This is a genomic window from Pseudomonas sp. P1_A1, from assembly GCF_056406935.1.
This window is the reverse complement of the sequence record NZ_JBFTZE010000021.1, coordinates 77,946-103,259: the sequence shown is the minus strand read 5'-3', so window position 1 is coordinate 103,259 and position 25,314 is coordinate 77,946. Positions and strand designations below refer to the sequence as shown.

The 25,314-nt window shown below is 61.8% G+C and carries 19 protein-coding genes; 17 read left to right on the top strand and 2 right to left on the bottom strand.

The window, feature by feature from the left end:
- Positions 1-17 precede the first annotated feature (17 nt).
- Genes AC1D2Q_RS25325 through AC1D2Q_RS25305 form a run of 5 tightly spaced genes read left to right on the top strand, consistent with a single transcriptional unit; the run spans position 18 to position 11,773 of the window.
- Positions 18-7,883: an Ig-like domain-containing protein gene (locus tag AC1D2Q_RS25325; RefSeq protein ID WP_477814946.1), complete on the top strand. Its 7,866-nt coding sequence runs from the start codon at positions 18-20 to the stop codon at positions 7,881-7,883.
- 42 nt (positions 7,884-7,925) lie between these two features.
- Positions 7,926-9,443, top strand: a complete 1,518-nt coding sequence (locus tag AC1D2Q_RS25320) for a TolC family protein (protein WP_477814945.1) — start codon at positions 7,926-7,928, stop codon at positions 9,441-9,443.
- Positions 9,427-10,032, top strand: a complete 606-nt coding sequence (gene cysC, locus AC1D2Q_RS25315) for an adenylyl-sulfate kinase (protein ID WP_477814944.1) — start codon at positions 9,427-9,429, stop codon at positions 10,030-10,032. The genes AC1D2Q_RS25320 and cysC overlap by 17 nt, the downstream gene beginning before the upstream one ends.
- Positions 10,029-10,814 carry an aspartyl/asparaginyl beta-hydroxylase domain-containing protein gene (locus tag AC1D2Q_RS25310; RefSeq protein ID WP_477814943.1) on the top strand — a complete coding sequence of 262 codons (786 nt, stop codon included), beginning with the start codon at positions 10,029-10,031 and terminating at the stop codon, positions 10,812-10,814. Before cysC ends, AC1D2Q_RS25310 begins: the two co-directional genes overlap by 4 nt.
- On the top strand, positions 10,802-11,773 hold the full coding sequence (locus AC1D2Q_RS25305; protein ID WP_477814942.1) for a sulfotransferase family protein: 972 nt from the start codon (positions 10,802-10,804) through the stop codon (positions 11,771-11,773). The genes AC1D2Q_RS25310 and AC1D2Q_RS25305 overlap by 13 nt, the downstream gene beginning before the upstream one ends.
- Here the strand turns inward: AC1D2Q_RS25305 and AC1D2Q_RS25300 are convergent.
- On the bottom strand, positions 11,739-12,497 hold the full coding sequence (locus AC1D2Q_RS25300) for a slipin family protein (RefSeq protein WP_019581674.1): 759 nt from the start codon (positions 12,495-12,497) through the stop codon (positions 11,739-11,741). The two genes, AC1D2Q_RS25305 and AC1D2Q_RS25300, sit on opposite strands and share 35 nt — an antisense overlap.
- Before the next feature lie 2 nt (positions 12,498-12,499).
- Positions 12,500-13,033: an NfeD family protein gene (locus tag AC1D2Q_RS25295; protein ID WP_477814941.1), complete on the bottom strand. Its 534-nt coding sequence runs from the start codon at positions 13,031-13,033 to the stop codon at positions 12,500-12,502.
- A 214-nt stretch (positions 13,034-13,247) separates the two neighbouring features.
- Between AC1D2Q_RS25295 and AC1D2Q_RS25290 the strand changes: the two genes are divergently transcribed.
- The 12 genes from AC1D2Q_RS25290 to pgaA all read left to right on the top strand — a co-directional run bounded on the left by AC1D2Q_RS25290 (position 13,248) and on the right by pgaA (position 25,307).
- Positions 13,248-13,715 carry an aminoacyl-tRNA deacylase gene (locus AC1D2Q_RS25290; protein ID WP_477814940.1) on the top strand — a complete coding sequence of 156 codons (468 nt, stop codon included), beginning with the start codon at positions 13,248-13,250 and terminating at the stop codon, positions 13,713-13,715.
- Between the two features lie 120 nt (positions 13,716-13,835).
- Complete coding sequence (locus AC1D2Q_RS25285; RefSeq protein ID WP_007940999.1) at positions 13,836-14,081, top strand: DUF2789 domain-containing protein; 246 nt, start codon at positions 13,836-13,838, stop codon at positions 14,079-14,081.
- Between the two features lie 145 nt (positions 14,082-14,226).
- Positions 14,227-14,472 carry a type II toxin-antitoxin system Phd/YefM family antitoxin gene (locus AC1D2Q_RS25280; protein WP_477814939.1) on the top strand — a complete coding sequence of 82 codons (246 nt, stop codon included), beginning with the start codon at positions 14,227-14,229 and terminating at the stop codon, positions 14,470-14,472.
- Positions 14,462-14,743 carry a type II toxin-antitoxin system RelE family toxin gene (locus AC1D2Q_RS25275; RefSeq protein ID WP_477814938.1) on the top strand — a complete coding sequence of 94 codons (282 nt, stop codon included), beginning with the start codon at positions 14,462-14,464 and terminating at the stop codon, positions 14,741-14,743. Before AC1D2Q_RS25280 ends, AC1D2Q_RS25275 begins: the two co-directional genes overlap by 11 nt.
- 334 nt (positions 14,744-15,077) lie before the next feature.
- The gene (locus AC1D2Q_RS25270; protein WP_477814937.1) at positions 15,078-15,506 is read left to right on the top strand and encodes a MarR family winged helix-turn-helix transcriptional regulator; all 429 of its coding nucleotides are present in this window, start codon (positions 15,078-15,080) and stop codon (positions 15,504-15,506) included.
- Complete coding sequence (locus tag AC1D2Q_RS25265; protein ID WP_477814936.1) at positions 15,503-17,575, top strand: FUSC family protein; 2,073 nt, start codon at positions 15,503-15,505, stop codon at positions 17,573-17,575. The genes AC1D2Q_RS25270 and AC1D2Q_RS25265 overlap by 4 nt, the downstream gene beginning before the upstream one ends.
- The gene (locus AC1D2Q_RS25260) at positions 17,572-17,781 is read left to right on the top strand and encodes a DUF1656 domain-containing protein (RefSeq protein ID WP_477814935.1); all 210 of its coding nucleotides are present in this window, start codon (positions 17,572-17,574) and stop codon (positions 17,779-17,781) included. Before AC1D2Q_RS25265 ends, AC1D2Q_RS25260 begins: the two co-directional genes overlap by 4 nt.
- On the top strand, positions 17,778-18,665 hold the full coding sequence (locus AC1D2Q_RS25255) for an efflux RND transporter periplasmic adaptor subunit (RefSeq protein WP_477814934.1): 888 nt from the start codon (positions 17,778-17,780) through the stop codon (positions 18,663-18,665). The genes AC1D2Q_RS25260 and AC1D2Q_RS25255 overlap by 4 nt, the downstream gene beginning before the upstream one ends.
- Positions 18,662-20,110, top strand: a complete 1,449-nt coding sequence (locus tag AC1D2Q_RS25250) for an efflux transporter outer membrane subunit (RefSeq protein WP_477814933.1) — start codon at positions 18,662-18,664, stop codon at positions 20,108-20,110. Before AC1D2Q_RS25255 ends, AC1D2Q_RS25250 begins: the two co-directional genes overlap by 4 nt.
- An 81-nt stretch (positions 20,111-20,191) precedes the next feature.
- Positions 20,192-20,827: a hypothetical protein gene (locus AC1D2Q_RS25245; protein WP_019651562.1), complete on the top strand. Its 636-nt coding sequence runs from the start codon at positions 20,192-20,194 to the stop codon at positions 20,825-20,827.
- Positions 20,828-21,063: 236 nt separating this feature from the next.
- Positions 21,064-22,575 (top strand): YdgA family protein, encoded by a 1,512-nt coding sequence (locus tag AC1D2Q_RS25240; RefSeq protein ID WP_477814932.1) that lies wholly within the window; start codon positions 21,064-21,066, stop codon positions 22,573-22,575.
- A gap of 251 nt (positions 22,576-22,826) precedes the next feature.
- A complete protein-coding gene (gene pgaA / locus AC1D2Q_RS25235) occupies positions 22,827-25,307 on the top strand; it encodes a poly-beta-1,6 N-acetyl-D-glucosamine export porin PgaA (RefSeq protein ID WP_477814931.1) in 2,481 nt (826 codons plus the stop codon).
- Positions 25,308-25,314: the final 7 nt, after the last annotated feature.

The window sequence follows — 25,314 nt, the reverse complement described above, 5'->3', positions numbered from 1 at the left end:
GAGTCCGGGTGAGCAGCATGTGGTGGAGCAAAGGCAAGTCGCGGGTTACTCAAGGCACACGAGCGCTGGCCTCGCCAATGATCATGTCCCTGGAGCCGCGCATGCTGTTCGATGGCGCGGTGGCCGCCACGGTGGCCGATACCGCCCAGGCTGACAGCCATACCACTGCCGACGCGGTCAAGGCACCGACTGCCGACCAGTCGGTCGCCAGCAAGGACACCCACGGCCAGGCCGATGCCACGCCAACCCCGACGCCTGTCGCGGTGCCGGGGCAAAGCGTGGTGTTCGTCGATTCGCGGGTCAAGGACGCCGACAGCCTGCTTAAAGGCGTCGCGCCCGGTACTCAGGTGGTCCAGCTGGACGCGGGCAAGGACGGCTTGCAGCAGATTGCCGACTACCTCGATACCCATCAGGGCATCAGTTCGGTGCAGATCATCGCCCACGGCAACGCAGGCGATCTGTGGCTGGGTAACAGTTATCTGTCGGCCGATAACGTCGCGGCCCGCAGCGCCGTGCTGGCGGAAATCGGCAAGGACATGAACGTCGGCGGCGACATCTTGATCTACGGCTGCTACACCGCTGAAGGCGAGCGCGGCTTGAGTTTCGTCGACTCGCTGGCGCAACTGACCGGCCGTGATATCGCCGCTTCCAGCAACCGCACCGGGGTCGGTGGCGACTGGAATCTGGAAATTGCCACCGGCAACATCGAAAGCGCCAACGTGCTCTCGACCACGGCCATGAGCGAGTATCAGTGGGGCCTGGCCACCTGGACCGCCACCAACAACGCCAACACGGGCGTCGGCTCGCTGCGTGCCGCCCTCGCCTCGGCGCAGAACGGCGATATCGTCACCTTCAGCGGCAGCATGACGGTGCAGTTGACCTCCGAACTGTTGATCAACAAGAACGTCACCGTTGATGGCGACTTGAACAACGATGGCGCGGCGGATGTGATTCTCGATGGTCAGTACCGGACCCGAGTGATTGAAGTGAGCTCAGGCAGTATCGTCACGCTCGATGGCCTGGTGATCACCCGTGGCCTGGTGTCGGGCAATGGCGGCAACGGCGGCTACGGTGCCACGGGCGCGATGGCCGGGGGGATTTTCAACGCCGGGGTTCTGACCCTGAACAACGTTACCGTGACCTCCAACGGGGCTTCCGGTGGTGGCGGCGGCGGCGGTGTCACGGGCGCTTTTTATGGCGGTGGCGGCGGTGGCGGCGGCGGTTTGGGCGGCCAGGGCGGCGGGCATGGCGGTTCGGCAGGGCCGGGCACCGGCACGTTGGGCGGCCAGGCGGGCAGCGGCGGTGTCGGTGGTTATGGCGGCGGTTATGACGCCACCCACATGGGCGGTCGCGGTGGTTCCACCACTGGCGGTGCTGGCGGGGTGGGCGTTTCCTATTACAGCAACGGCGGTAACGGTGCGACGGCCACCAATGGCACGATTTCCATTGGCGGTGGCGGCGGCGGGGCCGGTTGGGACAAGGTAGGTGGCGCCGGCGGCAACGCTGTGGGCGGGATCTACAACGCCAGCAGCGGCACCATAACCGTCATCGGCACGTCGACCATCAGCAACAACATCGGCGCCGGTGGCGGCGGTGGGGGTGGTGGTGGCCAAGGCAGCAATGCCAGTAATGGCGGCATTGGCGGTCGGGGCGTCGGTGCGATCTGGAACAAAGGCACGCTGCTGATCACGGCCGCCAACTTCGCGGCCCTGGCCGGTAATGCCGCGGGCAGTGGCGCCGGCGGTACCGCGCAGGGCGGAGGTACAACCGGCACCTCGCCGACCTCCTTCTCGACAATCTACAACGACGGCGGTGTACTCAACACCGCGTACTCGCCGCCGCCGACTGCGACCATTGTGGTCGCCGACACCACACTGAGCATCGGCGAAACGTCCTTGGTGACGATCACCTTTTCCGAGGCCGTGACCGGTTTCACCAACGCGGACCTGACTATCCCCAACGGCACCCTCAGCGCCGTCAGCAGCAGCGATGGCGGCATCACCTGGACGGCAACGTTCACCCCGTCCGCCAGTATTTCCGATACGACCAACGTCATCACCCTGGACAATACCGGGGTGATAAACATTCTGGGCACAGCCGGCGTCGGTACCACCAACTCCAACAATTACACGGTCGACACCGTACGCCCGACCGCGACCATCGTGGTGGCGGACACTGCGCTGAAAGTCGGCGAAACCTCGCTGGTGACCATCACCTTCAACGAAGCGGTCACCGGCCTCACCAACGCGGACCTGACGATTGCCAACGGTACGCTCACGGCGGTGAGCAGCAGCGATGGCGGCATCACCTGGACGGGGACCTTCACCCCGACCGCCAGCATCACCGATACGACCAACCTGATCACTCTGGACAACACCGGGGTCAGCGACTCGGCGGGCAACGCCGGGAGCGGCACCACTGATTCGAACAACTACGCCATCGATACCGTACGCCCGACCGCGACCCTGGTGGTGGCGGATACCAGCCTGAGCAGTGGCGAAACCTCGTTGGTGACCATCACGTTCAGTGAAGCAGTCAGCGGTTTCACCAACGCCGACCTGACGATTGCCAACGGTACACTTACCGCAGTGAGCAGCAGCGATGGCGGCATCACCTGGACCGCGACCTTTACGCCTTCGGCCAGCGTCAATGACACGACCAACCTGATCACCCTGAACAACACCGGGGTCAGCGATCTGGCGGGCAACACCGGGAGCGGCACCACCGATTCGAACAACTATGCCATTGATACGCTCCGCCCGACCGCGACCATCGTGGTAGCCGACAACGCACTGAAAATCGGCGAAACCTCACTGGTGACGATCACCTTTAGCGAAGCGGTGACCGGCTTCACCAATGCCGACCTGACCATCGCCAACGGCACACTCACTGCGGTGAGCAGCAGTGACGGCGGCATTACCTGGACCGCGACCTTCACCCCGACCGCCAGCATCAACGACACGACCAACTTGATCACCCTGGACAACACCGGGGTCATCGATGCTGTCGGCAATGCCGGCAGCGGCACGACCGATTCCAACAACTATGCGATCGACACCGTGCGCCCGACGGCCACCATCGTGGTCGCGGACACAGCGCTGAGAATTGGCGAAACCTCGCTGGTGACCATCACCTTCAGCGAAGCGGTGAGCGGTTTCACCAATGCGGACCTGACCATCGCCAACGGGACACTCACGGCGGTGAGCAGCAGCGACGGCGGTATCACCTGGACCGCAACCTTCACGCCTTCGGCGAGCATCAACGACACCACCAACCTGATCACCCTGGACAACACCGGGATCAGCGACCTGGCGGGCAACGCTGGCAGCGGCACCACCGATTCCAATAACTACGCCATCGACACGGTGCGCCCGACCGCCACGATTGTGCTGGCCGATACAACGCTGACAGCGGGCGAAACCTCGCTGGTGACCATTACCTTCAGCGAAGCGGTGAGCGGTTTCACCAACGCCGACCTGACCATCGCCAATGGCACGCTGAGTGCGGTGAGCAGCAGCGATGGCGGCATCACCTGGACGGCGACCTTCACGCCTTCGGCGGGCATCAACGACACCACCAACCTGATCACCCTGAACAACACCGGAGTCAGTGATCTGGCGGGCAACACCGGCAGCGGCACCACCAACTCGAACAACTACGTGATCGACACCGCCCCGCCGACCGCGACCATCGTGGTAGCCGACAACGCACTGAAAATTGGCGAAACGTCACTGGTGACCATCACCTTCGATCAGGCCGTAACCGGTTTCACCAACGCCGACCTGACCATCGCCAACGGTACGCTCACCGCGGTGAGCAGCAGCGACGGCGGCATCACCTGGACGGCGACGTTCACCCCGACCGCCAGCATCACCGACGCGACCAACCTGATCACCCTGGACAACACCGGCGTGCAGGCGGCCGCCAGCGGTAACGTGGGCAGCGGCACCACCGATTCCAACAACTATGCGATCGACACCGTGCGCCCGACAGCCACTATCGTGGTCGCGGACACAGCGCTGAGAATTGGCGAAACCTCGCTGGTGACCATCACCTTCAGCGAAGCGGTGAGCGGTTTCACCAACGCCGACCTGACCATCGCCAACGGCACGTTGAGTGCGGTGAGCAGCAGCGACGGCGGCATCACCTGGACGGCGACCTTCACCCCGAGCGCCAGCATCAACGACACCACCAACCTGATCACCCTGGACAATACCGGGATCAGCGATTTGGCGGGCAACGCCGGCAGCGGCACCACCGATTCCAATAACTACGCCATCGACACGGTCCGTCCCACCGCGACCATCGTCCTGGCAGACACCACCTTGAGTGCCGGTGAAACTTCGCTGGTGACCATCACCTTCAGCGAAGCGGTGAGCGGTTTCACCAACGCCGACCTGACCATCGCCAACGGTACGCTCACTGCGGTGAGCAGCAGCGATGGCGGCATCACCTGGACCGCGACCTTCACCCCGACCGTCGGCGTGAATGACTCGAGCAACGTCATCACCCTGAACAATACCGGTGTCACCGACGTGGCCGGAAACACCGGCAGCGGCACCACCAACTCCGGCAACTACACCATCGATACGGTGCTGCCGACGGCGACCATCGTGGTGGCCGACAATGCGCTGAACATCGGTGAAACCTCACTGGTGACCATCACCTTCAGCGAAGCGGTGACCGGGTTCACCAACGCCGATCTGACCATCGCCAACGGTACGCTCACCGCGGTGAGCAGCAGCGACGGCGGCATCACCTGGACGGCCACGTTCACCCCGACCAGCGCCATCACCGACACCAGCAACGTCATCACCCTGGATAACAGCGGTGTGACCAACGCCTCGGGCAACGCCGGTAGCGGCACCACCGATTCCAACAACTACGCCATCGATACCGTGCGCCCGACGGCCACCATCGTGGTCGCGGACTCGGCGCTGGCGGTGGGTCAGACTTCGGTAGTGACCATCACCTTCTCCGAGGCGGTGACCGGCTTCAGCCTCGCCGACCTGACGGTGAGCAACGGTACCCTGAGCAGTCTGAGCACCAGCGATAACATCACCTACACCGCCACCCTGACACCGGCAGCGAGCATCACCGATGCGACCAACCTGATTACCCTGGACAACACCGGGGTGACCGATGGGGCCGGCAATACTGGAAGCGGCACCACCGACTCCAACAATTACGCCGTCGACAGCCAACGCCCGACGGCCACCATCGTCCTGGCGGACGCCGCCCTGAGTGCCGGAGAAACATCGTTGGTGACGATCACCTTCTCCGAGGCGGTGACCGGTTTCACCAATGCCGACCTGACCATCGCCAACGGTACGCTCACGGCAGTGAGCAGCAGCGATGGCGGCATCACCTGGACCGCGACCTTCACCCCAACCGCCGGCGTGAATGACACGAGCAACGTCATCACCCTGAACAATACCGGTGTGACCGATGTGGCCGGCAACACCGGCAGTGGCACCACCAACTCGGGCAACTACACCATCGATACGGTGCTGCCAACGGCCACCATCGTGGTGGCCGACAACGCGCTGAAAATCGGTGAAACGTCGCTGGTGACCATTACCTTCAGTGAAGCGGTGACCGGTTTCACCAATGCCGACCTGACCATCGCCAACGGTACGCTCACGGCGGTGAGCAGCAGCGATGGCGGCATCACCTGGACGGCAACGTTCACCCCGACCACCAGCATCACCGACGCGACCAACCTGATCACCCTGGACAACACCGGCGTGCAGGCGGCCGCCTCCGGTAACGTGGGCAGCGGCACCACCGATTCCAACAACTACGCGATCGACACCGTGCGCCCGACGGCTACCATCGTGGTCGCGGACACGGCGCTGCAAATCGGCGAAACCTCGCTGGTGACCATCACCTTCAGCGAAGCGGTCAGCGGTTTCACCAACGCCGACCTGACCATCGCCAACGGAACGCTGAGCGCGGTGAGCAGCAGCGACGGCGGCATCACCTGGACCGCAACCTTCACGCCTTCGGCGGGCGTCAACGACACCACCAACCTGATCACCCTGGACAACACCGGGATCAGCGACCTGGCGGGCAACGCCGGCAGCGGCACCACTGATTCCAACAACTACGCCATCGACAGCCAGCGTCCGACGGCGACCATCGTGTTGAGTGATTCGACCCTGAAACCGGGGGAAAGCGCCCTGGTGACCATCACCTTCAGCGAAGCGGTGACGGGTTTCGACAACAGTGACTTGAGCGTCGCCAACGGGACCTTGAGCGCGGTGAGCAGCAGCGACGGCGGCCTCACCTGGACCGCGACCTTCACCCCGACTGCCGGAATTACCGACGCCAGCAACATCATTACCCTGAACAACAGCGGCGTGTCGGACGTGGCCGGCAATACCGGAGCGGGCACCACCAACTCGGCCAACTATGTAGTGGAAACCCAAGTGCCGACCGCCACCATCGTAGTTGCCGACAACGCCCTCAAGGCCGGTGAAACATCGCTGGTGACCATTACCTTCAGCGAAGCGGTGAGCGGTTTCACCAATGCTGACCTGACGGTTGCCAACGGCACCCTCAGCAGCGTTTCGTCCAGCGATGGCGGCGTGACCTGGACGGCGACTTTCACGCCTGCCGCCAGCGTCACGGACACCACTAACCTGATCCGCCTGGACAACAGCGGTGTGACCAACGTGTCGGGCAACAGCGGCGTCGGTGTGACCGACTCCAACAACTACGCCATCGACACCGTGCGTCCGACCGCGACCATTGTGGTCGCGGACAATAAACTGGGTATCGGCGAGACCACCACGGTGACCTTTACCTTCAGCGAAGCGGTGTCCGGTTTCGACCTGTCCGACCTCAGCGTGGCCAATGGCGTCTTGTCCAACCTGGCCAGCAGCGACGGCGGAGTGACCTGGACCGCCACACTCACGCCGACCGCAAGCATCAATGATGCGACTAACCTGATCCTGCTCGACACCGGCAATGTGCTCGACGCCGCGGGCAATGCCGGCGCCAGCATCGCCATCTCCAACAACTATGCGCTCGATGCGACCCGCCCGACCGTCAGCATCGTGGTTGCCAATCCGGTGTTGGGAATTGGCCAGACGACACTGGTGACCTTCACGTTCAGCGAAGCGGTCAGCAACTTCGACTTGTCGGACCTGAGCGTGACCAACGGTGAACTGACCAATCTGTCCAGCAGCGATGGCGGCAAGACCTGGACCGGCACCTTCACGCCCACCGCGAACATTACCGACCCAAGTAATTTCATTGCGCTGGACACCAGCAATGTGACGGACCTGGCGGGCAACCTGGGCGCCAGCGTCGCGGTATCCAATAACTACACAATCGACACCGTACCGACGCCACCCCCCTTGGTGTTGACACCGGTGGTCGTGGCCGATCCACCGAACGTGCCATTGCAACCGATCATCTTCACCCCACCCACTGGCGATCTCGGCTCGCCGCTGACCTTTGCCCCGCTGTTTGAACAACGGGTGATCGGCAATGGCATTCGCCCTCTGGGTGACATCTTCATGAACCACGGGGCGTTGGCGCCAAGCTTTATCGCGCAGGTATTCAGCAGCAGCGACAACGGCGGCGATGGCTCAGGCCACGGCTTCCTCGGCTTTGGCGGGGGCGATGGCGGGGTCTTCGGCAGCAGCACGCTGTCGAGCCTGTTCAATCAGGCCACCAGTAGCGAGGGGGATTCGCTGAACATCTTTGGTAATCAGTCAATCAGGGCGGGGGATGCTTCCCAAGGGCTGCGCGGCGTGTTTGGCGCACCGAGTCTTGGCCAGCAATTACAACAGCTCAAAGACACCGAGCAGCGGCAGGTCGACAGCCTGGCCGCGGCTTTGCAGCAAGTCGGCATCAGTGAAATGCAGGCCTGAAAAAACCATTAAAGGCAGTGCGGTACCGGGGGCAATACAAGGATGAAAAGAAGTCATAAGTTGTTCGGCGCCAGCCTGCTGGCGCTGGCGATCAGCGGATGTGCGGTCACCAGTCAACCGATCGAACGCAGCGTCAGCCAACAGCGCGCCAAAAGCGATCTGCAAAACATGTACAAGGGTCAGGAGCCCCTCAGCGGCCCGCTGACCCTGCACCAGGCCATGGCCCGCGCGGTGAAATACAACCTCGAAGGCCGGCTCAAGATCATGGAAGAAGCCCTGGCCAAGCGCCAACTTGACCTCGCCAGTTTCGACATGCTGCCGCGCATGGCGCTGGATGCCGGTTACGTGGGGCGCAACAACGTCAACGCCTCCAGCAGTCAGAGCGTGCGCACCGGCACCCAGTCTCTGGAACCGTCGACCTCCCAGGACCGCGACCGTGACGTGGCGGACCTGACCATGGTCTGGAACGTGCTCGACTTCGGCGTCAGCTACATCAGCGCCAAGCAGCAGGGTGATCAGCGGCTGATCGTGCAGGAGCGGCGGCGCAAGGTGATCAACACCATCGTCCAGGACGTGCGCTCGGCCTATTGGCGAGCCGTGGCCGCCGAACGTTTGCTCAAGCAGATCGACAGCCTCATGGCCCGAGTCGACACCGCCCGTGAGAATAGCCAGAGCATGAGCCAACAGCGTATCGGTGATCCGATCCAGTCGTTGGCTTATCAGCGCTCGCTGATCGAAGCCACCCGGCAACTGGAAGAGCAACGCCGCGCGCTGTCGCTGGCAAAAACCGAGTTGGCGACCCTGATCAACCTGCCACTGAATACCGAGCTGACGCTGGCGACCCAGGACGATTACGTCATTCCGGAACTCAAGGTCGACCTCGCCAGCCTGGAGCAGGAAGCGCTGACCAGTCGGCCGGAGTTGCGCGAGCAGGATTACCAGACCCGCATCAGCGCGGCCGAAACCCGCAAAGCCATGCTGCGCCTGTTACCAGGGCTGGAGTTCTCCGCTGGCGGGCATTACGACAGCAACTCGTTTCTGGTGGAGCAGGGCTGGGCGGATTATGGGGTGAAAGTCACCTGGAACCTGTTCAATGTGATTTCCGCACCCGCCGCGATCGACGTCGCCAAGGCTGGTGAGGAAGTCGCCACGGCACGTCGTCAGGCGATGTCCATCGCAGTGTTGGCCCAGCTCTACGTGGCCAACGCCAACTACCGCGAAGCACTGCGGCAGTTCCAGACCAATCAGCAATTGTCGAACATCGACGGGCAAATCGTCGGTCAACTGCGCAACCGCTATCAGGCGGCCGGGCTGGGTGAACTGGATCTGATCCAGGGCGAGCTGAACACGTTGCAGGCCGATCTGCGTCGCGACCTGTCCTACGCTGACCTGCGCAACGCTTACGGGCAAATCTTCGCCAGCGCCGGTCTCGATCCGCTGCCGGACGAAGTGCAATCTACCGAAGTCCAGTCCATCGCCACCGCACTGGCCAATCGCGAAGCGGCGTGGGCGGCGGGCAACATCTCAGTACCGCCGGTGGCCCATGCCCCGGTCCGCTAACCTGCTGGCGCCGACGGCGAGCATCAGCCGCGCCCAACGGGAAGCCCGCAACGGCCATCGCGGCACGGCGATTCTGCTGACCGGTTTACCGGCGGCGGGCAAGTCGACATTGGCCCAGGCACTGCACGCCGAGCTGTTCGAACATGGCGTGCAGAGTGTGGTACTCGATGGCGATGGACTGCGGGTCGGGCTCAATCGCGATCTGGGGTTCACCGACAGCGATCGCCTGGAAAACATCCGCCGCGCCAGCGAACTGGCGGCGCTGTTGGTCGAGAATGGGCAGATTGTCATCCTCGCGATGATCGCGCCCTTGGTGGAGTTGCGCGAACTGTTTGCCCGACGGTTGGGTGAGGATTATCGCGAAGTCTGGTGCAACGCCTCTTTGGCAGTGTGTGAACAGCGTGATCCCAAAGGTCACTACGCCCGTGCTCGACGGGGTGAGTTGGCGGGGTTCACGGGTGTCTCTGCGCCTTACGAACCACCGCCGTGTGCGTCGTTGGTGCTCGACACGGGCGCGCTGTCGGTGGAGGCCTGTCTCGACCGCTTACTGACCTGGCTCGGTGAATGTGCGGTACTGCCAAAACGATGAGCCGGCCGGCATTCTCACGGTTGCCGGTGACGGTGGATTTGCCGTTGCTGTTGCAGGCGCTGGCGGCGATCGGTGAGGGCGACTGGCACGGTCATTTCAACAGCGCTTATTACACGGGCGACTGGAGCGGCGTGGCGCTGATTTCCGCAACCGATGCCTTGACGGAACTGGCACCCGGTCGCGGCGAGCCTCAATGGCGCGAACCCTGGCGACGGGATGGTCGATGGCAGCAAGGCCTGCGGGATCTGCCGCTGGAGATCGTCTGCGCGCGCCTGTTGCGACTTGGCCCGGGCGGGCGCATCCATGAGCATCGCGACTATGACCTGGGCGAGCCGGATGCGGACTTGCGTCTGCACATCCCGCTGCTCAGCCCACCTCAAGTGGACTTCATGCTGGACGGCCAGCGCATGCCGATGACCGCTGGCGAATGCTGGTACCTCGACCTGGCGCGACCTCATCGCGTGGACAATCGCGATACCCGGGCACGAATTCATCTGGTGCTCGATTGCCGGCCCGGTGCTTGGCTGGAGCAGGCGATTATCGATGGGGTGGCAACCACGCCGTCGCCGCTAGTCGGTGATCAAGCTTTAGAGCAATTCAAGGCACTGCTGGCCGGCGATCCGCAGCTGTGCAAGACCTTGCAGGGATTGCGGGACAACGAAGCCTTTATCGCCCGCACCCTGGAGTTGGCCGCCGAGCGTGGCCTTGTGTTCACCCGCGAAGAATTGCGTGCGGCGATGCGCGACGGTCGTCGCCAGTGGACTGAACAATGGAGCGCCTGAACCTCGAAGGCTGGTTGCCGATTCGCCTGTGGCAAGAGGCTGGGCAATGGCAAGTCGATTGGTGCTGGTTCGGTGACACGCGGCTGCATCAGCCGTTTTTTCGTGACGCCGTGGAGGATGCGCTGCGGCTGCCGTTCAATCAGGCGTTTCGGCGGAAAACGGCGTTGTCGACCCTCGCGGACTGGCGGGCTTGCAGTCCCGGCCTGACGCCGAGCGCCTTTATCTTTCACGCGTCCCGCTGTGGCTCGACCCTGATCAGCCAGATGCTGGCGCGACTCGACAACCACATTGTCATCAGCGAACCACCGCCACTGGACGCGTTGCTGCGCAGCGATTTGCCTGCCATCGAGCGCCGTGCCGCGATCAAAGGGTTACTGTCGGCCTACGGGCAATGTCGACGTGGCGTGGAGCGACGGTTGGTGATCAAACTCGACGCCTGGAACATCGGTGAACTGCCGTTGCTGCGTGAGTGCTTCCCCGAAACGCCGTGGCTGTTTCTTTATCGCGATCCGCTGGAAATTGCTGTCTCGCATCTGCGTCGCCCGGGCATGCACATGGTGCCGGGGATGATCGGCGCCAGTGTGCTGGATGACGAATTTCCATTCAGCAGCCGTGAGGATTACATCGCTCGGCGATTGGGGCGGTTGCTGGCGTCGGGGTTGGCGCAATGCCAGGCATTTGGCGGCTGGGCGGTGAATTACAGCGAACTGCCGCAGGCGATGGCGGGGCGGTTGGCAGCGTTCTTTGCGTTGGACATCGAGCAGCGCCGGCAAGTGTTTGCGGCAGTGGGACAACATGCCAAGCAGCCGTCGCAGGTGTTTGTCGGCGACGGCGATGACAAGCGTCGCGAAGCCTCGGAGCTGCTTCGTGAGCGGGTGGAACACTGGGCGCGGGAACCGTATGAGGCGTTGGAAAAAGATCGGCTCAGGATTTTGACGACAAATCCGCCATCCCCTTGAGTAACTCGATCGGCAGCGGGAAGACGATGGTTGAACTCTTGTCCCCCGCGATCGCACTCAGCGTCTGCATGTAACGCAACTGCATGGCCCCCGGCTGACGCCCGAGCATTTCGGCAGCCTGCATGAGTTTTTCCGAGGCCTGCAATTCGCCTTCGGCGTGGATCACCTTGGCCCGGCGTTCCCGTTCCGCTTCGGCCTGTTTGGCGATGGCGCGAATCATCGATTCGTTGAGGTCCACGTGCTTGATCTCGACGGTGGCCACCTTGATGCCCCAGGCATCGGTCTGGGCATCGAGCACTTGCTGGACGTCGACGTTCAGCCGTTCCCGTTCGGCCAGCAATTCATCGAGTTCATGTTTACCGAGCACCGCCCGCAACGTGGTCTGGGCCAGTTGGCTGGTGGCCATGAGAAAGTCCTCGACCTGGATGATCGCCCGTTGCGGATCGAGCACGCGGAAATACAGCACTGCATTGACCTTGACCGAGACGTTGTCGCGGGTAATCACGTCTTGTGGCGGTATGTCGAGCACCACGGTCCGCAGGTCGACACGGACCATTTGTTGAACCGCCGGAATCAGCAGGATCAGACCCGGACCCTTGACCTGCCAGAAGCGTCCGAGCTGGAACACCACGCCGCGTTCGTATTCGCGCAGAATGCGGAAAGTCGACCCCGCCAGTGCAATCAGCAATAACAGCAGCGCGGCAAAACCCAATTGCAGACCCATGACTATTCTCCACCCGGTGCCGCGTCAGTCGCGGCCACTTGCAGCAGTAGACCCTTGCGTGCCACCACCCGGACCTGTTGTCCCGGTTTCAGTGGTGTGGCACTCATGACTTGCCATTGTTCGCCTTGCAGGTGCACCCAGCCGACATAAGCATTGCCAGCCTGCAACGAGGTTATCGGCGTCACGCTGCCCAGTAATTCGGCGTCGCCGCTGAAGTTGCGGCGCGGTCGGGTTTTCAAGGCGCGGATCAGCAGGAAAATCAGCAACAGTGCGCTGATCAGTCCCAGGCCGATCATCAAGGGAATGGGGACTTCGGCGTTGGTCAGAATCACCGCCCCAATCACGAACATCACAAGGCCGCCCAGACCGACCACGCCGTAATTGGGCAAGGCCGCCTCGGCGATCAGAAACGCGATACCGAACGTGATCAGCCAGATCCCGATGGGGTCGGGAACCAGCACTACGACGGTGTCCTCCGCCAATACCGGTCCGCTCAAGGCCAGCAGCAGCGCAATTACCCAGCAACGAATGTTCACTTGACCCTCCGGGAGAGTCATCCGTCCGCGAGCCGTTCGTGGCTCTGTATACAAGTCTAGTTGAGCCTGCGACTGTATGAATTTTGACCAGTTGTCGACCGCGTCCGACGGGCGGATTTCCCGCCGGTTCCCACCAGCGGGCCTAGACTTTTAATGGAGAGAAAAAACTCTAACCATCGTCCGCCCTTCGTTGTTGCGGACACCGAGGTGCATCATGCGTATGGCAAGAACCGTGCAGAACAGCCTTGAAAAGGCGCACTGCGAATATGACATCGTTTCCCATCCGCACTCGGCCAGCAGCCTTGAAACGGCGCGGCTCGCGGGCATTCCTGCCGAACGGGTGGCCAAATCGGTGATCCTCGACGATCGTCACGGGCATTACTTGATGGCCGTACTGCCCGCCAGCCGCCATCTGGACCTGAGCAAAGTCCGTGGCAGCAGCGAATGGCAAGTTACCCGGGAAAGCAACCTGCCGCGCCTGTTCGACGATTGCGAACGCGGCGCCGTGCCTGCATTGGGCGAATCCTATGGACTGGACATGGTCATCGACCCAATGCTGACCCGGCAGCAAGACATCTACCTCGAAGCCGGCAACCACAACAACCTGGTACACATGAGCGTGCCGGAATACTTGAAAATGGTGCCGCATGCCGAGGTCTGCGAGTTGAGTCTGTCGGCGTAACCGCCGTCATCGCGGGCAAGCCCGCTCCCACAGGAATTGCGAAAACCCTGTGGGAGAGGGCTTGCCCGCGAATGGCAGCGCCGCGGTCACCCTCATTCAGCCATCACGAAGGAGCCCGACATGGAATCCCCCACCCACAGCCTCCCGGCCCTGTTCAAACAACTCGGCCTGCCTGACGACGCCGAAAGCATTGATAAATTCATCGCCACCCACTCGCCGCTCAAACCCGAACTGCACCTGGCGGACGCGTTCTTCTGGAGCGAGAGCCAGGCGGAGTTGCTGCGTGAGGAAATTCTGGATGACGCGGATTGGGCGGAGGTGGTGGATCAGTTGGATGTAATGCTGAGGAAGGGGCGGGGGGTGTAAAAAAATCTGGGGAAAAATGGCGAAATGTAAAAAAAACTGGTGAGTGGTAAAAAAATCTGGGCAGAAACTGAATTTGTTAGCTTTTTCTAGGTTGCTCAGAAGCAGTCGATAGACCAGAATCTAGACCTGAATTGAGGTCTTAATTATGCAAAGTGTTCTGGCCGACATGGCGGTTAGCGTGTCCGAGTTGAAGAAAAACCCATCTGCAGTTCTAAGCGGTGCTCACGGTGGACCTGTGGCAGTGCTGAACCACAACCGGGTTATGGGATACATGGTTCCGGCCGATGTTTTCGAGCAAATGATGGAGCGCCTCGATGACTTCGAGCTGGCGGAAATTGTTCGCTCTCGTAGAAATGAAACGCCGGTCCCGGTAAGCCTGGATGAGCTATAAGCTTGAATTCCTGCCGTCCGCACGCAAGGAGTGGGACAAGCTTGGTCATACGTTGCGTGAGCAGTTCAAAAAGAAATTGGCGGAGCGACTCGAATTGCCTCGAATCCCTTCCGACTCACTGCATGGGATGCCTGATTGCTACAAAATCAAGTTGAAGTCATCGGGATACAGGCTTGTGTATCAAGTTTTTGACGAGCGTGTAGTCGTTTCTGTAGTGGCGGTTGGTAAACGCGAACGCAGCGATGTATATGACCGAGCCAAGAAGCGCTGATAATTCCTAGATGTCCATTTCTGCCGCTTGCGCCCGCTTAGTGGCAAATTCAATTTCGATCTCTTCATGACTGCGACACTGTCCACCGTGTCGCGAGAGTCGTGCCACGTTCACTTCCCTTTGCAGGAAATTGTAACGATCCGGCCCTCGGTTCGGATAGCGAACGTTACACAGATTTCAAATCCGGCAGCGATCCCCGTTGAACTCCGTGTCTGGCATTGCTCGCCAAATTGTTTCAAAACTTGACCAACTTTCCTCTCAAATGCCATATTGATAGTTAGCAAACTAACATTGTGTGCATTCCCTCGTGCCAAAGAACCTCGCCGCTCTCCAGATGAACATCAGCAGCTCCATGGTGGTGGCCGCCAGGCATTGGCGGAAGATCTGCCAGACCACGCTGGCCAACTATGGAATCTCCGAAGCCTGCGCTGTCCCGCTGTTGATGATCGGGCGCTTGGGCGAGGGTGTGCGGCAGGTGACGGTCGCGCAGGCGGCGGGGATGGAGAGTCCGTCGCTGGTGCGGTTGCTGGATCAGCTGTGTCATGCCGGTTACGTCTGCCGTACCGAAGACATTCATGACCGACGCGCAAAATGCCTGAGCCTGACCGCGACCGGTCGCGAGTTAGTGCAGGCGGTCGAAGCCGAGTTGGTACGTTTGCGCCAGGACGTGCTCGAAGGCATCGACCAGAGTGACCTGGAAGCGGCACTGCGGGTACTCAAAGCCTTCGAAGCGGCCAATCATCTGCCGGTGGTTCACCCTTGAGCGGTTTTTTCACCGGCGTGCCCCCGGCGCGGGACTGGTTCTACGGTGTGCGCACGTTTGCAGCCTCGATGATTGCGCTGTACATCGCCATGCTCATGCAAATGCCTCGTCCGTATTGGGCGATGGCCACGGTGTACATCGTTTCCAGTCCGTTCCTCGGCCCTACCAGCTCCAAGGCGTTGTACCGCGCGGCGGGTACCTTGCTCGGTGCCGCGGCGGCGGTGTTGTTTGTGCCGATGTTCGTTCAGAGCCCTTATGTGCTGGTGGTGGTCATCGCACTGTGGACCGGGATTTTGCTGTTCCTGTCCCTGCATCTGCGCACCGCCAACAGCTATGCCTTGATGCTCGCCGGTTACACCTTGCCGCTGATCGCCTTGCCGGTGGTGGCTAACCCTTTGGCGGTGTGGGACGTGGCCGAGGCGCGGACCGAAGAGATTTTTCTCGGCATCGCCTGCGCGGCGGTCGTCGGCGCCATGTTCTGGCCACGGCGGCTGGCGCCGGTGTTCAACGACTCGGTGAACAAATGGTTTGCCGATGCCTCGACCTACAGCCTGCGTTTCCTTAGCCGCAATGTGCAGCCGGAGGAAGTCAGCGCCTTGCGTTCATCGATGGTGGCGAACTTCAATAGCCTGGAATTGATGATCGGTCAGCTGCCGCACGAGGGCGCGCGAGCGCAAACGGTGCGCAACACCAAGGAGCTGCGCGGTCGGATGATTCATCTGTTGCCGGTGATCGACGCCCTCGACGATGCGCTCTATGCCCTCGAGCGGCGCACGCCGGAGCTTGTGGATAAGTTCGCGCCACTGCTGACCGCGACCACCGAATGGCTCAATCACAAAGACGCTGATCTCGACCGTTGGCAGGCCCTGAAAAACCGGCTCGAAGCGCTGCAACCACGTGCCGAGGCGCTGGACGATCGCAAGCAGTTGCTGTTTTCCAACGCGCTGTATCGCCTCGGCGAGTGGATCGACCTGTGGCAAGACTGTCGCAGCCTGCAATACGCCATTCAGTGTGAGAGTCAGGACAACTGGCGCGCGGTGTATCGGCACTGGCGCCTGGGGCGACTGTCACCGTTTCTCGACCGTGGCTTGATGCTCTATTCGGCGGCTTCTACGGTCACCGCGATCATCGTCGCCTCGGTGCTGTGGATTCTGCTCGGCTGGACCGACGGCGGCAGCGCGGTGATTCTGGCGGCGGTGGCGTGCAGTTTCTTTGCGTCGATGGACGACCCGGCGCCGCAGATCTACCGGTTCTTTTTCTGGACCGCGATGTCGGTGCTGTTCGCCGGCCTTTATCTGTTTCTGATCCTGCCGAACCTGCATGACTTCCCGATGCTGGTGCTGGCGTTCGCTATCCCGTTCATTTGCGTCGGCACCTTGACGGTACAGCCGCGTTTTTATCTGGGGATGTTGCTGACCATCGTCAACACCTCATCTTTCATCAGCATTCAGGGCGCCTACGACGCGGATTTTCTCAGTTTCACCAACTCCAACCTGGCCGGGCCCATGGGGTTACTGTTCGCGTTCATCTGGACCCTGATCGCCCGGCCATTCGGTGCGGATCTGGCGGCCAAGCGCCTGACCCGTTTCAGCTGGCGCGACATCGTCGGCCTGACCGAGCCGGCCACGCTGGCCGAACACCGGCATATGGGCGTGCAGATGCTCGATCGCCTGATGCAGCATTTGCCGCGACTGGCCATGACCGGCCAGGACACCGGCATCGCCCTGCGCGAAGTGCGCGTGGCCCTGAATCTGCTGGACCTGCTCGCCTATTCGCCGCGAGTGCCCGGTGCGCCGCAAGCGCTGCTGCGCCAAGTGGTGGCTGAAGTTGGTGAGTACTTCAAGGCCTGCCTCAAGGCCGGTGAACGTTTGTCGGCGCCGAGTCCGTTGCTGATGACCCTCGACCGCACCCGCCGCGCTCTCGGCGGCCAAGGTGATGACGAAACCCGTCTGCATCTGCTGCACGCCTTGAGCGGCCTGCGTCTGGCGCTGTTGCCGGGCGTCGAGTTTGTCGGCACGGGCGAACTCGAGGAACCGCTTCCCCATGGCATCGATGGAGCGCCTTTATGATCGGTGATCTGGATATCAGCGGGGTGTTCCTGCCCACGCTGCTGGTGCTGATGGGCATTACCTATGTGTTGTTCCTGTGGGTGCACGGGGTGCTGACGCGCCTGCACTTTTACCGTCTGGTCTGGCACCGGGCATTGTTCAACGTGGCTCTCTACGCTGTGCTGCTCGGCGCCGTGGACTCACTCAGTCGATACCTGATGACATGAAAAAACCTTTATTGACCCTCGGCCGTGTGGTCCTGACGTTGTTGATCGTGACCTTCGCCATTGTCGTGGTCTGGCGCATGGTCATGTATTACATGTTCGCGCCCTGGACCCGGGACGGGCATATCCGTGCCGACGTCGTGCAGATCGCCCCGGACGTCTCCGGGCTGATCCAGCAAGTAGAGGTGCGCGACAACCAGTGGGTGAAACGCGGCCAGGTGCTGTTCAGCATCGATCAGGACCGCTTCAAGCTGGCCCTGCGCCAAGCCAAAGCGGCGGTCGCCGACCGTCAGGAAACCTTGGCCCAGGCCCAGCGCGAGGCCAAGCGTAACCGTGGCTTGGGCAATCTGGTCCCGGCCGAGCAACTGGAAGAAAGCCAGTCCCGGGTGGCGCGCGCCGAAGTGGCGTTGATGGAAGCGCAAGTGACGGTGGACAGCGCCCAGCTCAACCTCGACCGCTCAGTGATCCGCAGCCCGGTGGATGGCTACGTCAACGACCGGGCGCCGCGCTCTCAGGAGTTCGTCAGCGCCGGCCGCCCCGTGTTGTCGGTGGTCGACAGCAATTCCTTCCACATCGACGGTTATTTCGAAGAAACCAAACTGGACGGCATTCATGTCGGCCAGAGCGTCGACATTCGGGTGATCGGCGACCGTGCGCGCCTGCGCGGGCATGTCGAAAGCATCGTCGCCGGCATCGAAGACCGCGACCGCAGCAGTGGCAGCAACCTGTTGCCCAACGTCAACCCGGCGTTCAGTTGGGTGCGGCTGGCCCAGCGGATTCCGGTGCGAATCGCTTTCGATGAGGTGCCGGAAGATTTCCGCATGATTGCCGGGCGTACGGCCACCGTGTCGATCATCGACGATCGAATCGGGGGGCCGGCGAAATGAGCAGGGCCTCGGGTTTGGCAGTTGCCGGATTGGGCTTGTTGCTGTCGGCCTGTCAGGTGGTGGGGCCGGATTATCACTTGCCGGACGAGGCCGCCGTGCACCGTGAAGACTTTCAGGGCGACCTGGCGGTGAACGGCAAACATGTGGTCTCGGCGCCGGTGCCCGCCGATTGGTGGCGGCTGTATCAGGATCCGCGTCTGGGCCAATTGGTGCAGCAGGCCATGGCCTCCAACACCGATTTGCGGGTGGCGGCGGCGAATCTTTCGCGGGCTCGCGCTCAGGTCGACGAAGCGCAGGCGGCGGGCGGTTGGAGCGGCGGCGTGAAGGTCGGCGCCCAGCGTTTGCAGGAATCCGGCGAAGCGTTCTTGATACCGGAAAAAGTGCCCGTGGCCAACGTCGGCGATATCGGCATCACGACCTCGTATCAGTTCGATTTGTTCGGCACCTTGCAGCGCGGCATCGAAGCGGCCAAGGCCAATGCTGATGCGACCCAGGCGGCAGCGGATACCGCGCGTATTACCCTGGTGGCCGATGTGGTGCGGGCTTACACCCAGGTTTGTGCGGCCAACGAAGAGCGGGAGATCGCCCAGCATTCCCTCGACCTGCAAGCCCAGAGCACCTCCCTGACCCAGCGCTTGCGCGATGCCGGGCGCGGCGATGAAACCCAGGTCACCCGTTCGCAAACCCAATTCAAATCCTTGCGCGCCGAATTGCCGCGTTATGAAGCCGCACGTCAGGCCGGGTTGTTCCGCTTGTCGATGCTGCTGGCCAAACCGGTCGAGCAACTGCCGGCGGGCACCAGCGACTGCGCCGAACTGCCGAAAGTTACCCAATTGTTGCCGGTGGGTGACGGCGCCACACTGCTCAAACGCCGGCCCGACGTGCGCCAGGCCGAGCGCAAGTTGGCGGCGGCCACCGCCGGCATCGGCATTGCCACCGGCGAGTTGTACCCGGACATCAGCATCGGCGCGACCGTGGGCACGGTCGGCATCCTGGAAAACCTCGGTAAACCATCGACCAATCGCTGGGGCTTCGGTCCGTTGCTGACCTGGACCGTACCGTCCAACGGCTCCCGCGCGCGAATCCGTGAGGCCGAGTTCGCAACCCAAGGCGCGCTGGCGCATTTCGATGGCGTGGTACTCAACGCCATCCGCGAGACTCAGACCGGCCTGGCGCAATACTCCGCGCAACTTCAGCGCCGCGATGCGTTGGCTGACGCCGAACAGTCGGCGCAATTGGCGGCAGACCAGACCCACCGCTTCTTCCAGGCCGGTCGCGCGTCGTTCCTGGCGGACTTGCAAGCCACCCGCACCTACACCGATGCACGGGCGCAACTGGCCTCGGCCAACACCCAGGTCGCCATGAGCCAGATCGATTTGTTCCTCGCCTTGGGCGGCGGCTGGGAAAGCGGACGAACGCAAGGCTCACAACCCGGCAAACCCTGAGGCCGTTGCTATGCTTTGATTTGATGGGGTCGCGCGGCGAACCCGTCGATCAAGGCTTGCGTTGGTCATGGGGATCTAATAATGAAAAACCCTTACGCTCCCGGCTTCTGGTGCGCCATTGCGGCATTGGTTTTGCTGTCGGCCACCTATTTTTATGGCGTCATGCTGGCCCACCAGATCGACAAGGCGCTGATCTTCCTCGACAGCGCGGCGGCACTGATCGCCGTGATGGCCATCGTGGTGGTCGCCTGGGCTTCGCTCCAGAACCAGCGCATCAAGAAACGACAACTCGAACAAGGCAAAACCCTGGTACTGATCTGGGACACCAAGGTGGCTTTGCGTCGGGTGGAAACGGTGTTCGACCGATATTTCTGGGGCAGTTACTGGCAACCGGGGCGCACGTTTCAGGAAGTCATGGGCGAACTGACCGGCACGCCACTGGAAAAAAGCCTCGAAACCTTGAAGAAGCAATGCCAGGCGCTGGACAAGCAAGTGGCCGACGAGGGCTGGCACTGGCTCAACAATGCCCGAGAACTGTCCGATGTCGCCAACGCCATGGCCCGCGAACGCTATCAACTGGATTTCTGTGACCCACGCGCGGAGGTGACTGGCGGCGCGGTGATCAATCGGGATTTTGAAGTGCTGGTGTATACGTGGACCGCGCGGCTAAAAAGTTTTGATCATCAGCTTGATGAGATCGAGGTTCAGTATTCGTAAGGTTGTATTGGCAGGGCTGCTCGCGAAGGCGATTGAACGATCGCCGAAACTGTCCCCTGCCAGGTGTCCACAGGCAGCCGCACCCCCATGGACACTCTTTCACCTTTAATCATTGGGCCGCCCTGCGGCGCAAATGCTAATCTCCTCGCCACTTTCAGCGCAGTCGTGACCGCGACCCGTTATGGGTTCAGGGAAGACGACCACACTTTCAACAATGGACATTGATCGGGTACTTCATGAATAAATCAGCAGGCGTGCTTCTAGGAATTGTCGTGGCCATCGGTGCAATCAGCGCGGGCGGCGCCTGGTACACCGGCAGCAAACTCGATGGGGTGCTGAACAGCTCGATCGCCGACGCCAACAAAGAACTGCAAGCCGCGCTGGCAGGCTCCAACGGCACGGCGTCGCTGGAGCTGGTGTCGCTGGAGCGTCATGTGTTCAGCAGCACCGCGCACTACCGCCTCAAGGGCGAGGGCGAGATGTTTGGTGAAGCGCCGATGGAGATGCTGTTCGTCGACCGCATCGAACACGGCCCGCTACCGTTCTCGCGCCTGGTGTCGTTCAAGTGGTTGCCAGTCCTGGCCACCAGTCACTACGAGCTGGAAAAAACCCCGCTGACCGAAAAGTGGTTCGCCGCCGCCAAGGACAAATCCCCGGTCAAAGGCGTGGTCAACATCGGCTACGACAACTCCACAAAGGGCTCGCTCGAATTCCTGCCGCTGGAAGCCGCACTGGATGACAAGTCCAACCTGACGTTCTCCGGGTTGAAACTCGACGTGGCCGCCAGCGCCCAGGCGCAAAAGGTCAAAGCCGACGGTTACATGGACAGCCTGAAACTGACCACCGTGGCCGAAGATCAGACCCCGGTTCAGGTCGAGCTCAACGGCTTGACCCTGGCCAGTAATCTGACCAAAAGTACCTACGGCTATTACGTCGGCGACAACACCCTCGAGCTGACAAACAGCAAAACCACCTTTGGCCCCAAGCAATCGGTACTCGGTTTCAAGAACTTTGAAATGAAGAACCAGACCGGGGAATCAGGCACCAACGCTTCGGGGCGTGCCGATTACAAGGTCGGTGAAGTGTCCTTGAACGGCAAGGTTATCGGCTCTGCGCAGATGGCCATGAGCCTGAAAAATCTCGACATCCCGTCGACGATGTCGCTGATGCAGATCTACCAGACCAAACTGCAACCGTACGAGCGGGCCGCCGCCGAAGCCACTGCCGCCGGTCTGCCGGCGCCGCCGCTGAACCTGACTCCGGCCGAAGAGGCACAGGTCAAGACCGGTCTGGAGAAACTGCTGGCCGCAGGTCCCCAGGTGGCCCTGGAAAACCTGTCGTTCAACACCAGCAACGGAGAAAGCCGCGCTAACCTGGTGCTGGACCTGACCAAACCGCAATCCATGGACCTGCCGCCAGACCAATTGGTCAAGCAGTTGATCGCGTTGCTGGACTTCAACGTCTTGGTGTCCAAGCCAATGCTCATTGATTTGCTCACCGTGCAGTCACAGATTGACGGCCAGACCGATGCCAAACTCATCGCCGATCAGGCGAGCGCAACCGCCGACATGTTCAGCAGCATGGCGGTCGGTACGCAACTGGCAAAACTGGACGGTAACAACATCGTCACCAAGTTGCGTTACGCCAACAATCAGGTGGACTTCAACGGCCAGAAAATGACCCTCGAGGAATTTGTCGGCTTCGTGATGGGCAAACTCGGCGGCACTGGTGACGTCACCATCCAGTAAAACCGCAGGCTTCAGCGCAACGCCCGGCCTCTGCAACACGCAGACGCCGGGCGTTTTGCTGTCTGGAGTTCCGAAACGGGGTAAGGGGAAGGCCCGCCACGAATCTGAAGAAATATTGTGTCTTGAATTATTGACTACGCTTGCATGCAAGACTGCTTCGATAAAGCTTGGCCGGGTCTTTCGATCCGGCTTTCCGTTACGAGTGGGCAAGGGGCATTGTGACCCGGCTGGCCATGTAAGGATGCTGACGAATGCCGCGTATTGCTGGTCCCTTTATTTATCGTGGGCTGCGCCCCTTGTTTCGCGTTGCGCTGTGCGGCCAATTGTTGTGGCCGGTGCTGGCGCTCGCTGATACCCCTTACGATCAAATGGTTCGCGATGCGCGGGCCGGCAACTACACGCCTGCGCTGACGGTGTTGCGCCAGGTGCCGGTAAGCCAGGCCTCCACTGGCCAGATCAGCGATCACCTGCAGATCGCCAGTTGGGCCGGTCTGGATGCGGAAGTGGTACAGGTCTATGAAACCCAGGGACGTGAGCGGGCGTTGCCAGTCCAGGCCCTGACCGCCACCGCGCGGGCCTATCGCAACCTCAAGCGTTGGGACTCGGCGACCCAGGTGTACAACAAGGCCCTGGCCCTTGAACCGCAAAATGCCGACCTGCAGCTGGGCCTGGCGATGACCCAGGCCGACGCCGGTAAACCTGACGAGGCGGTTGCCCGCGCCAGGGCGCTGGTGGCGGCGAAACCGGATGATCCTGGCCGCCGTCTGGCTTTGGCCTACGCCTTGACCCGCGCCGGTGCCACTTACGATGCGTTGTTTGAATACGACCAGGCCTTCACCCGCGCCGGCAGCAAACCCGAAGTCGCTCGGGAATACGTGATTGCCCTGCAACGCGCCCGTTTGCCGGAGCCGGCCTTGCGCCTGGCGCGTCAGCGGCCGGGGTTGATTGATCCGGTCACGCAACGCCGTCTCGAAGGTGACCTGGCCGCCGAACGCGTGCGCCTGGCCGAACTGGCCACCCGCAGCGAAAAAGAACGTTATGTGATCGCCGGTCGGGCCCTGGCCGATTACGACCAGTTACTGGCGACCTGGACGCCGGACCCTGCGGCCCACGATGATGTCATCCGCTGGCGAATCGACCGCATGGGCGCCCTCAAGGCCCGTGCACGCACCGCCGATGTGATCACCGAATACCAGAAACTGCTCGCCGAAGGGGTGAAGATTCCGACCTATGCCCTGCGTTGGGTGGCGTCGTCCTATCTGGATCAGCGTCAGCCGGAAATCGCCACCGATTTGTATCGCCAGGTGCTGGTAGCGCCGGATGCCGATGTCGGCGATCGCCTGGAAGACAGCACCGCGCTCTATTACGCCCTGCTCGAAAGCGACAAGGCCGATGAAGCGCGCAAGGTCGCCGAAGACGTGGCCAAGACCCAGAAACCGCGAATCGAGCTCAAGGGCTTGCCGGTGGGTAACCCCAACGATGAATGGATGGACGCGCAGCAACTCGCCGCCCAGGCCGGCACCTACGGCGCCGATCTGCCGTCGGGCGAGCAGCGTTTACAGACGTTGGTGGATCAGGCACCGGGCAACATCGGCCTGCGCCTGGCCCAGGCCGATCTGTACCTGGCCCGGGACTGGCCACGACGCGCCGAGAATCAGCTCAAGGAAACCGAGAGCATGGCCCCGCGGGATATCGGGCTGGAAGTCGCTCAGGGCCACACTGCCATGGATCTGCAGGAATGGCGGCAGATGGATGCGCTGACCGACGATGTGGTCGCGCGCTTTCCGGACAACCGTCAGGTGCAGCGTTTGCAGCGTCAGCGTGCGGTCCATGACATGGCCGAGCTGCGAGTTCAGGCCTACGGCGGCAAGAGTTATGGCGGCGGCAACGGCGATGTCGGGGCGGTCAACGGCAGCCGCGACTTCGGCATCGAAACCACGCTGTACAGCCCGCCCATCGATGAAGACTGGCGCCTGTTCGCCGGTGCCGGCTACGCCACCGGCGACTTCCAGGAAGGCACCGGCCACCATCGCTTCCAGCGCGTCGGGCTCGAACGCCGGACCCGTGACATGTCCCTGGAAGCGGAAGTTTCCAACCATTCCTACGGCTTTGGCGATAAACAGGGCGCGCGCCTGGCGATTGCCCGAGACATCGACGATCACTGGCAGTACGGCGGCAGCCTCGAATACCTGTCGGCACAAACGCCGTTGCGAGCATTGAACAGCGACATCACGGCCAACGGCGGCAGCGGTTTTATCCGCTGGCGCGCCAATGAAAGCCGTGAGTGGAGACTGGCGGTCAGCCCCTCGCACTTCAGCGACGGCAACAACCGTGTCGAAGCCGTACTCACTGGTCGCGAGGGCGTTTATCGCGCGCCGGGGCTGCAAGTCGACCTCGGTCTGGAAGTCGGCAGCAGCCATAACTCCAAGTCCGACGACGTGCCGTACTTCAACCCCAAATCCGACTTCAGCGTGCTGCCGACGGTGAACGTCAATCACGTGCTCTACCACCGCTACGAAACCTCCTGGAGCCAGCAGTTCCAGGCCGGCGCGGGCACTTACAGCCAGCGCGATCACGGCACCGGCGGTATCGCCCTGCTGGGCTACGGCCAGCGCTACAGCTGGAACGACGTGTTCGAGGTGGGCGGCCTGCTGAGCGTGATCAACCGGCCATTTGACGGTGACCGGGAAACCGATCTGCGCCTGCTCGTCGACCTTACTTACCGCTTCTAGAAGAGTT

What these genes read in the sequence shown, in the direction of transcription:
- AC1D2Q_RS25270 (WP_477814937.1), top strand. Translation starts at nt 15,078, where the DNA reads ATGAACATCAGCAGCTCCATGGTGGTGGCCGCCAGGCATTGGCGGAAG.
- AC1D2Q_RS25255 (WP_477814934.1), top strand. Translation starts at nt 17,778, where the DNA reads ATGAAAAAACCTTTATTGACCCTCGGCCGTGTGGTCCTGACGTTGTTG.
- AC1D2Q_RS25280 (WP_477814939.1), top strand. Translation starts at nt 14,227, where the DNA reads ATGCAAAGTGTTCTGGCCGACATGGCGGTTAGCGTGTCCGAGTTGAAG.
- AC1D2Q_RS25305 (WP_477814942.1), top strand. Translation starts at nt 10,802, where the DNA reads ATGGAGCGCCTGAACCTCGAAGGCTGGTTGCCGATTCGCCTGTGGCAA.
- AC1D2Q_RS25310 (WP_477814943.1), top strand. Translation starts at nt 10,029, where the DNA reads ATGAGCCGGCCGGCATTCTCACGGTTGCCGGTGACGGTGGATTTGCCG.
- AC1D2Q_RS25260 (WP_477814935.1), top strand. Translation starts at nt 17,572, where the DNA reads ATGATCGGTGATCTGGATATCAGCGGGGTGTTCCTGCCCACGCTGCTG.
- AC1D2Q_RS25300 (WP_019581674.1), bottom strand. Translation starts at nt 12,497, where the DNA reads ATGGGTCTGCAATTGGGTTTTGCCGCGCTGCTGTTATTGCTGATTGCA.
- AC1D2Q_RS25285 (WP_007940999.1), top strand. Translation starts at nt 13,836, where the DNA reads ATGGAATCCCCCACCCACAGCCTCCCGGCCCTGTTCAAACAACTCGGC.
- AC1D2Q_RS25240 (WP_477814932.1), top strand. Translation starts at nt 21,064, where the DNA reads ATGAATAAATCAGCAGGCGTGCTTCTAGGAATTGTCGTGGCCATCGGT.
- AC1D2Q_RS25320 (WP_477814945.1), top strand. Translation starts at nt 7,926, where the DNA reads ATGAAAAGAAGTCATAAGTTGTTCGGCGCCAGCCTGCTGGCGCTGGCG.
- AC1D2Q_RS25325 (WP_477814946.1), top strand. Translation starts at nt 18, where the DNA reads ATGTGGTGGAGCAAAGGCAAGTCGCGGGTTACTCAAGGCACACGAGCG.
- AC1D2Q_RS25250 (WP_477814933.1), top strand. Translation starts at nt 18,662, where the DNA reads ATGAGCAGGGCCTCGGGTTTGGCAGTTGCCGGATTGGGCTTGTTGCTG.
- pgaA (WP_477814931.1), top strand. Translation starts at nt 22,827, where the DNA reads ATGCCGCGTATTGCTGGTCCCTTTATTTATCGTGGGCTGCGCCCCTTG.
- AC1D2Q_RS25275 (WP_477814938.1), top strand. Translation starts at nt 14,462, where the DNA reads ATGAGCTATAAGCTTGAATTCCTGCCGTCCGCACGCAAGGAGTGGGAC.
- AC1D2Q_RS25245 (WP_019651562.1), top strand. Translation starts at nt 20,192, where the DNA reads ATGAAAAACCCTTACGCTCCCGGCTTCTGGTGCGCCATTGCGGCATTG.
- AC1D2Q_RS25290 (WP_477814940.1), top strand. Translation starts at nt 13,248, where the DNA reads ATGCGTATGGCAAGAACCGTGCAGAACAGCCTTGAAAAGGCGCACTGC.
- cysC (WP_477814944.1), top strand. Translation starts at nt 9,427, where the DNA reads ATGCCCCGGTCCGCTAACCTGCTGGCGCCGACGGCGAGCATCAGCCGC.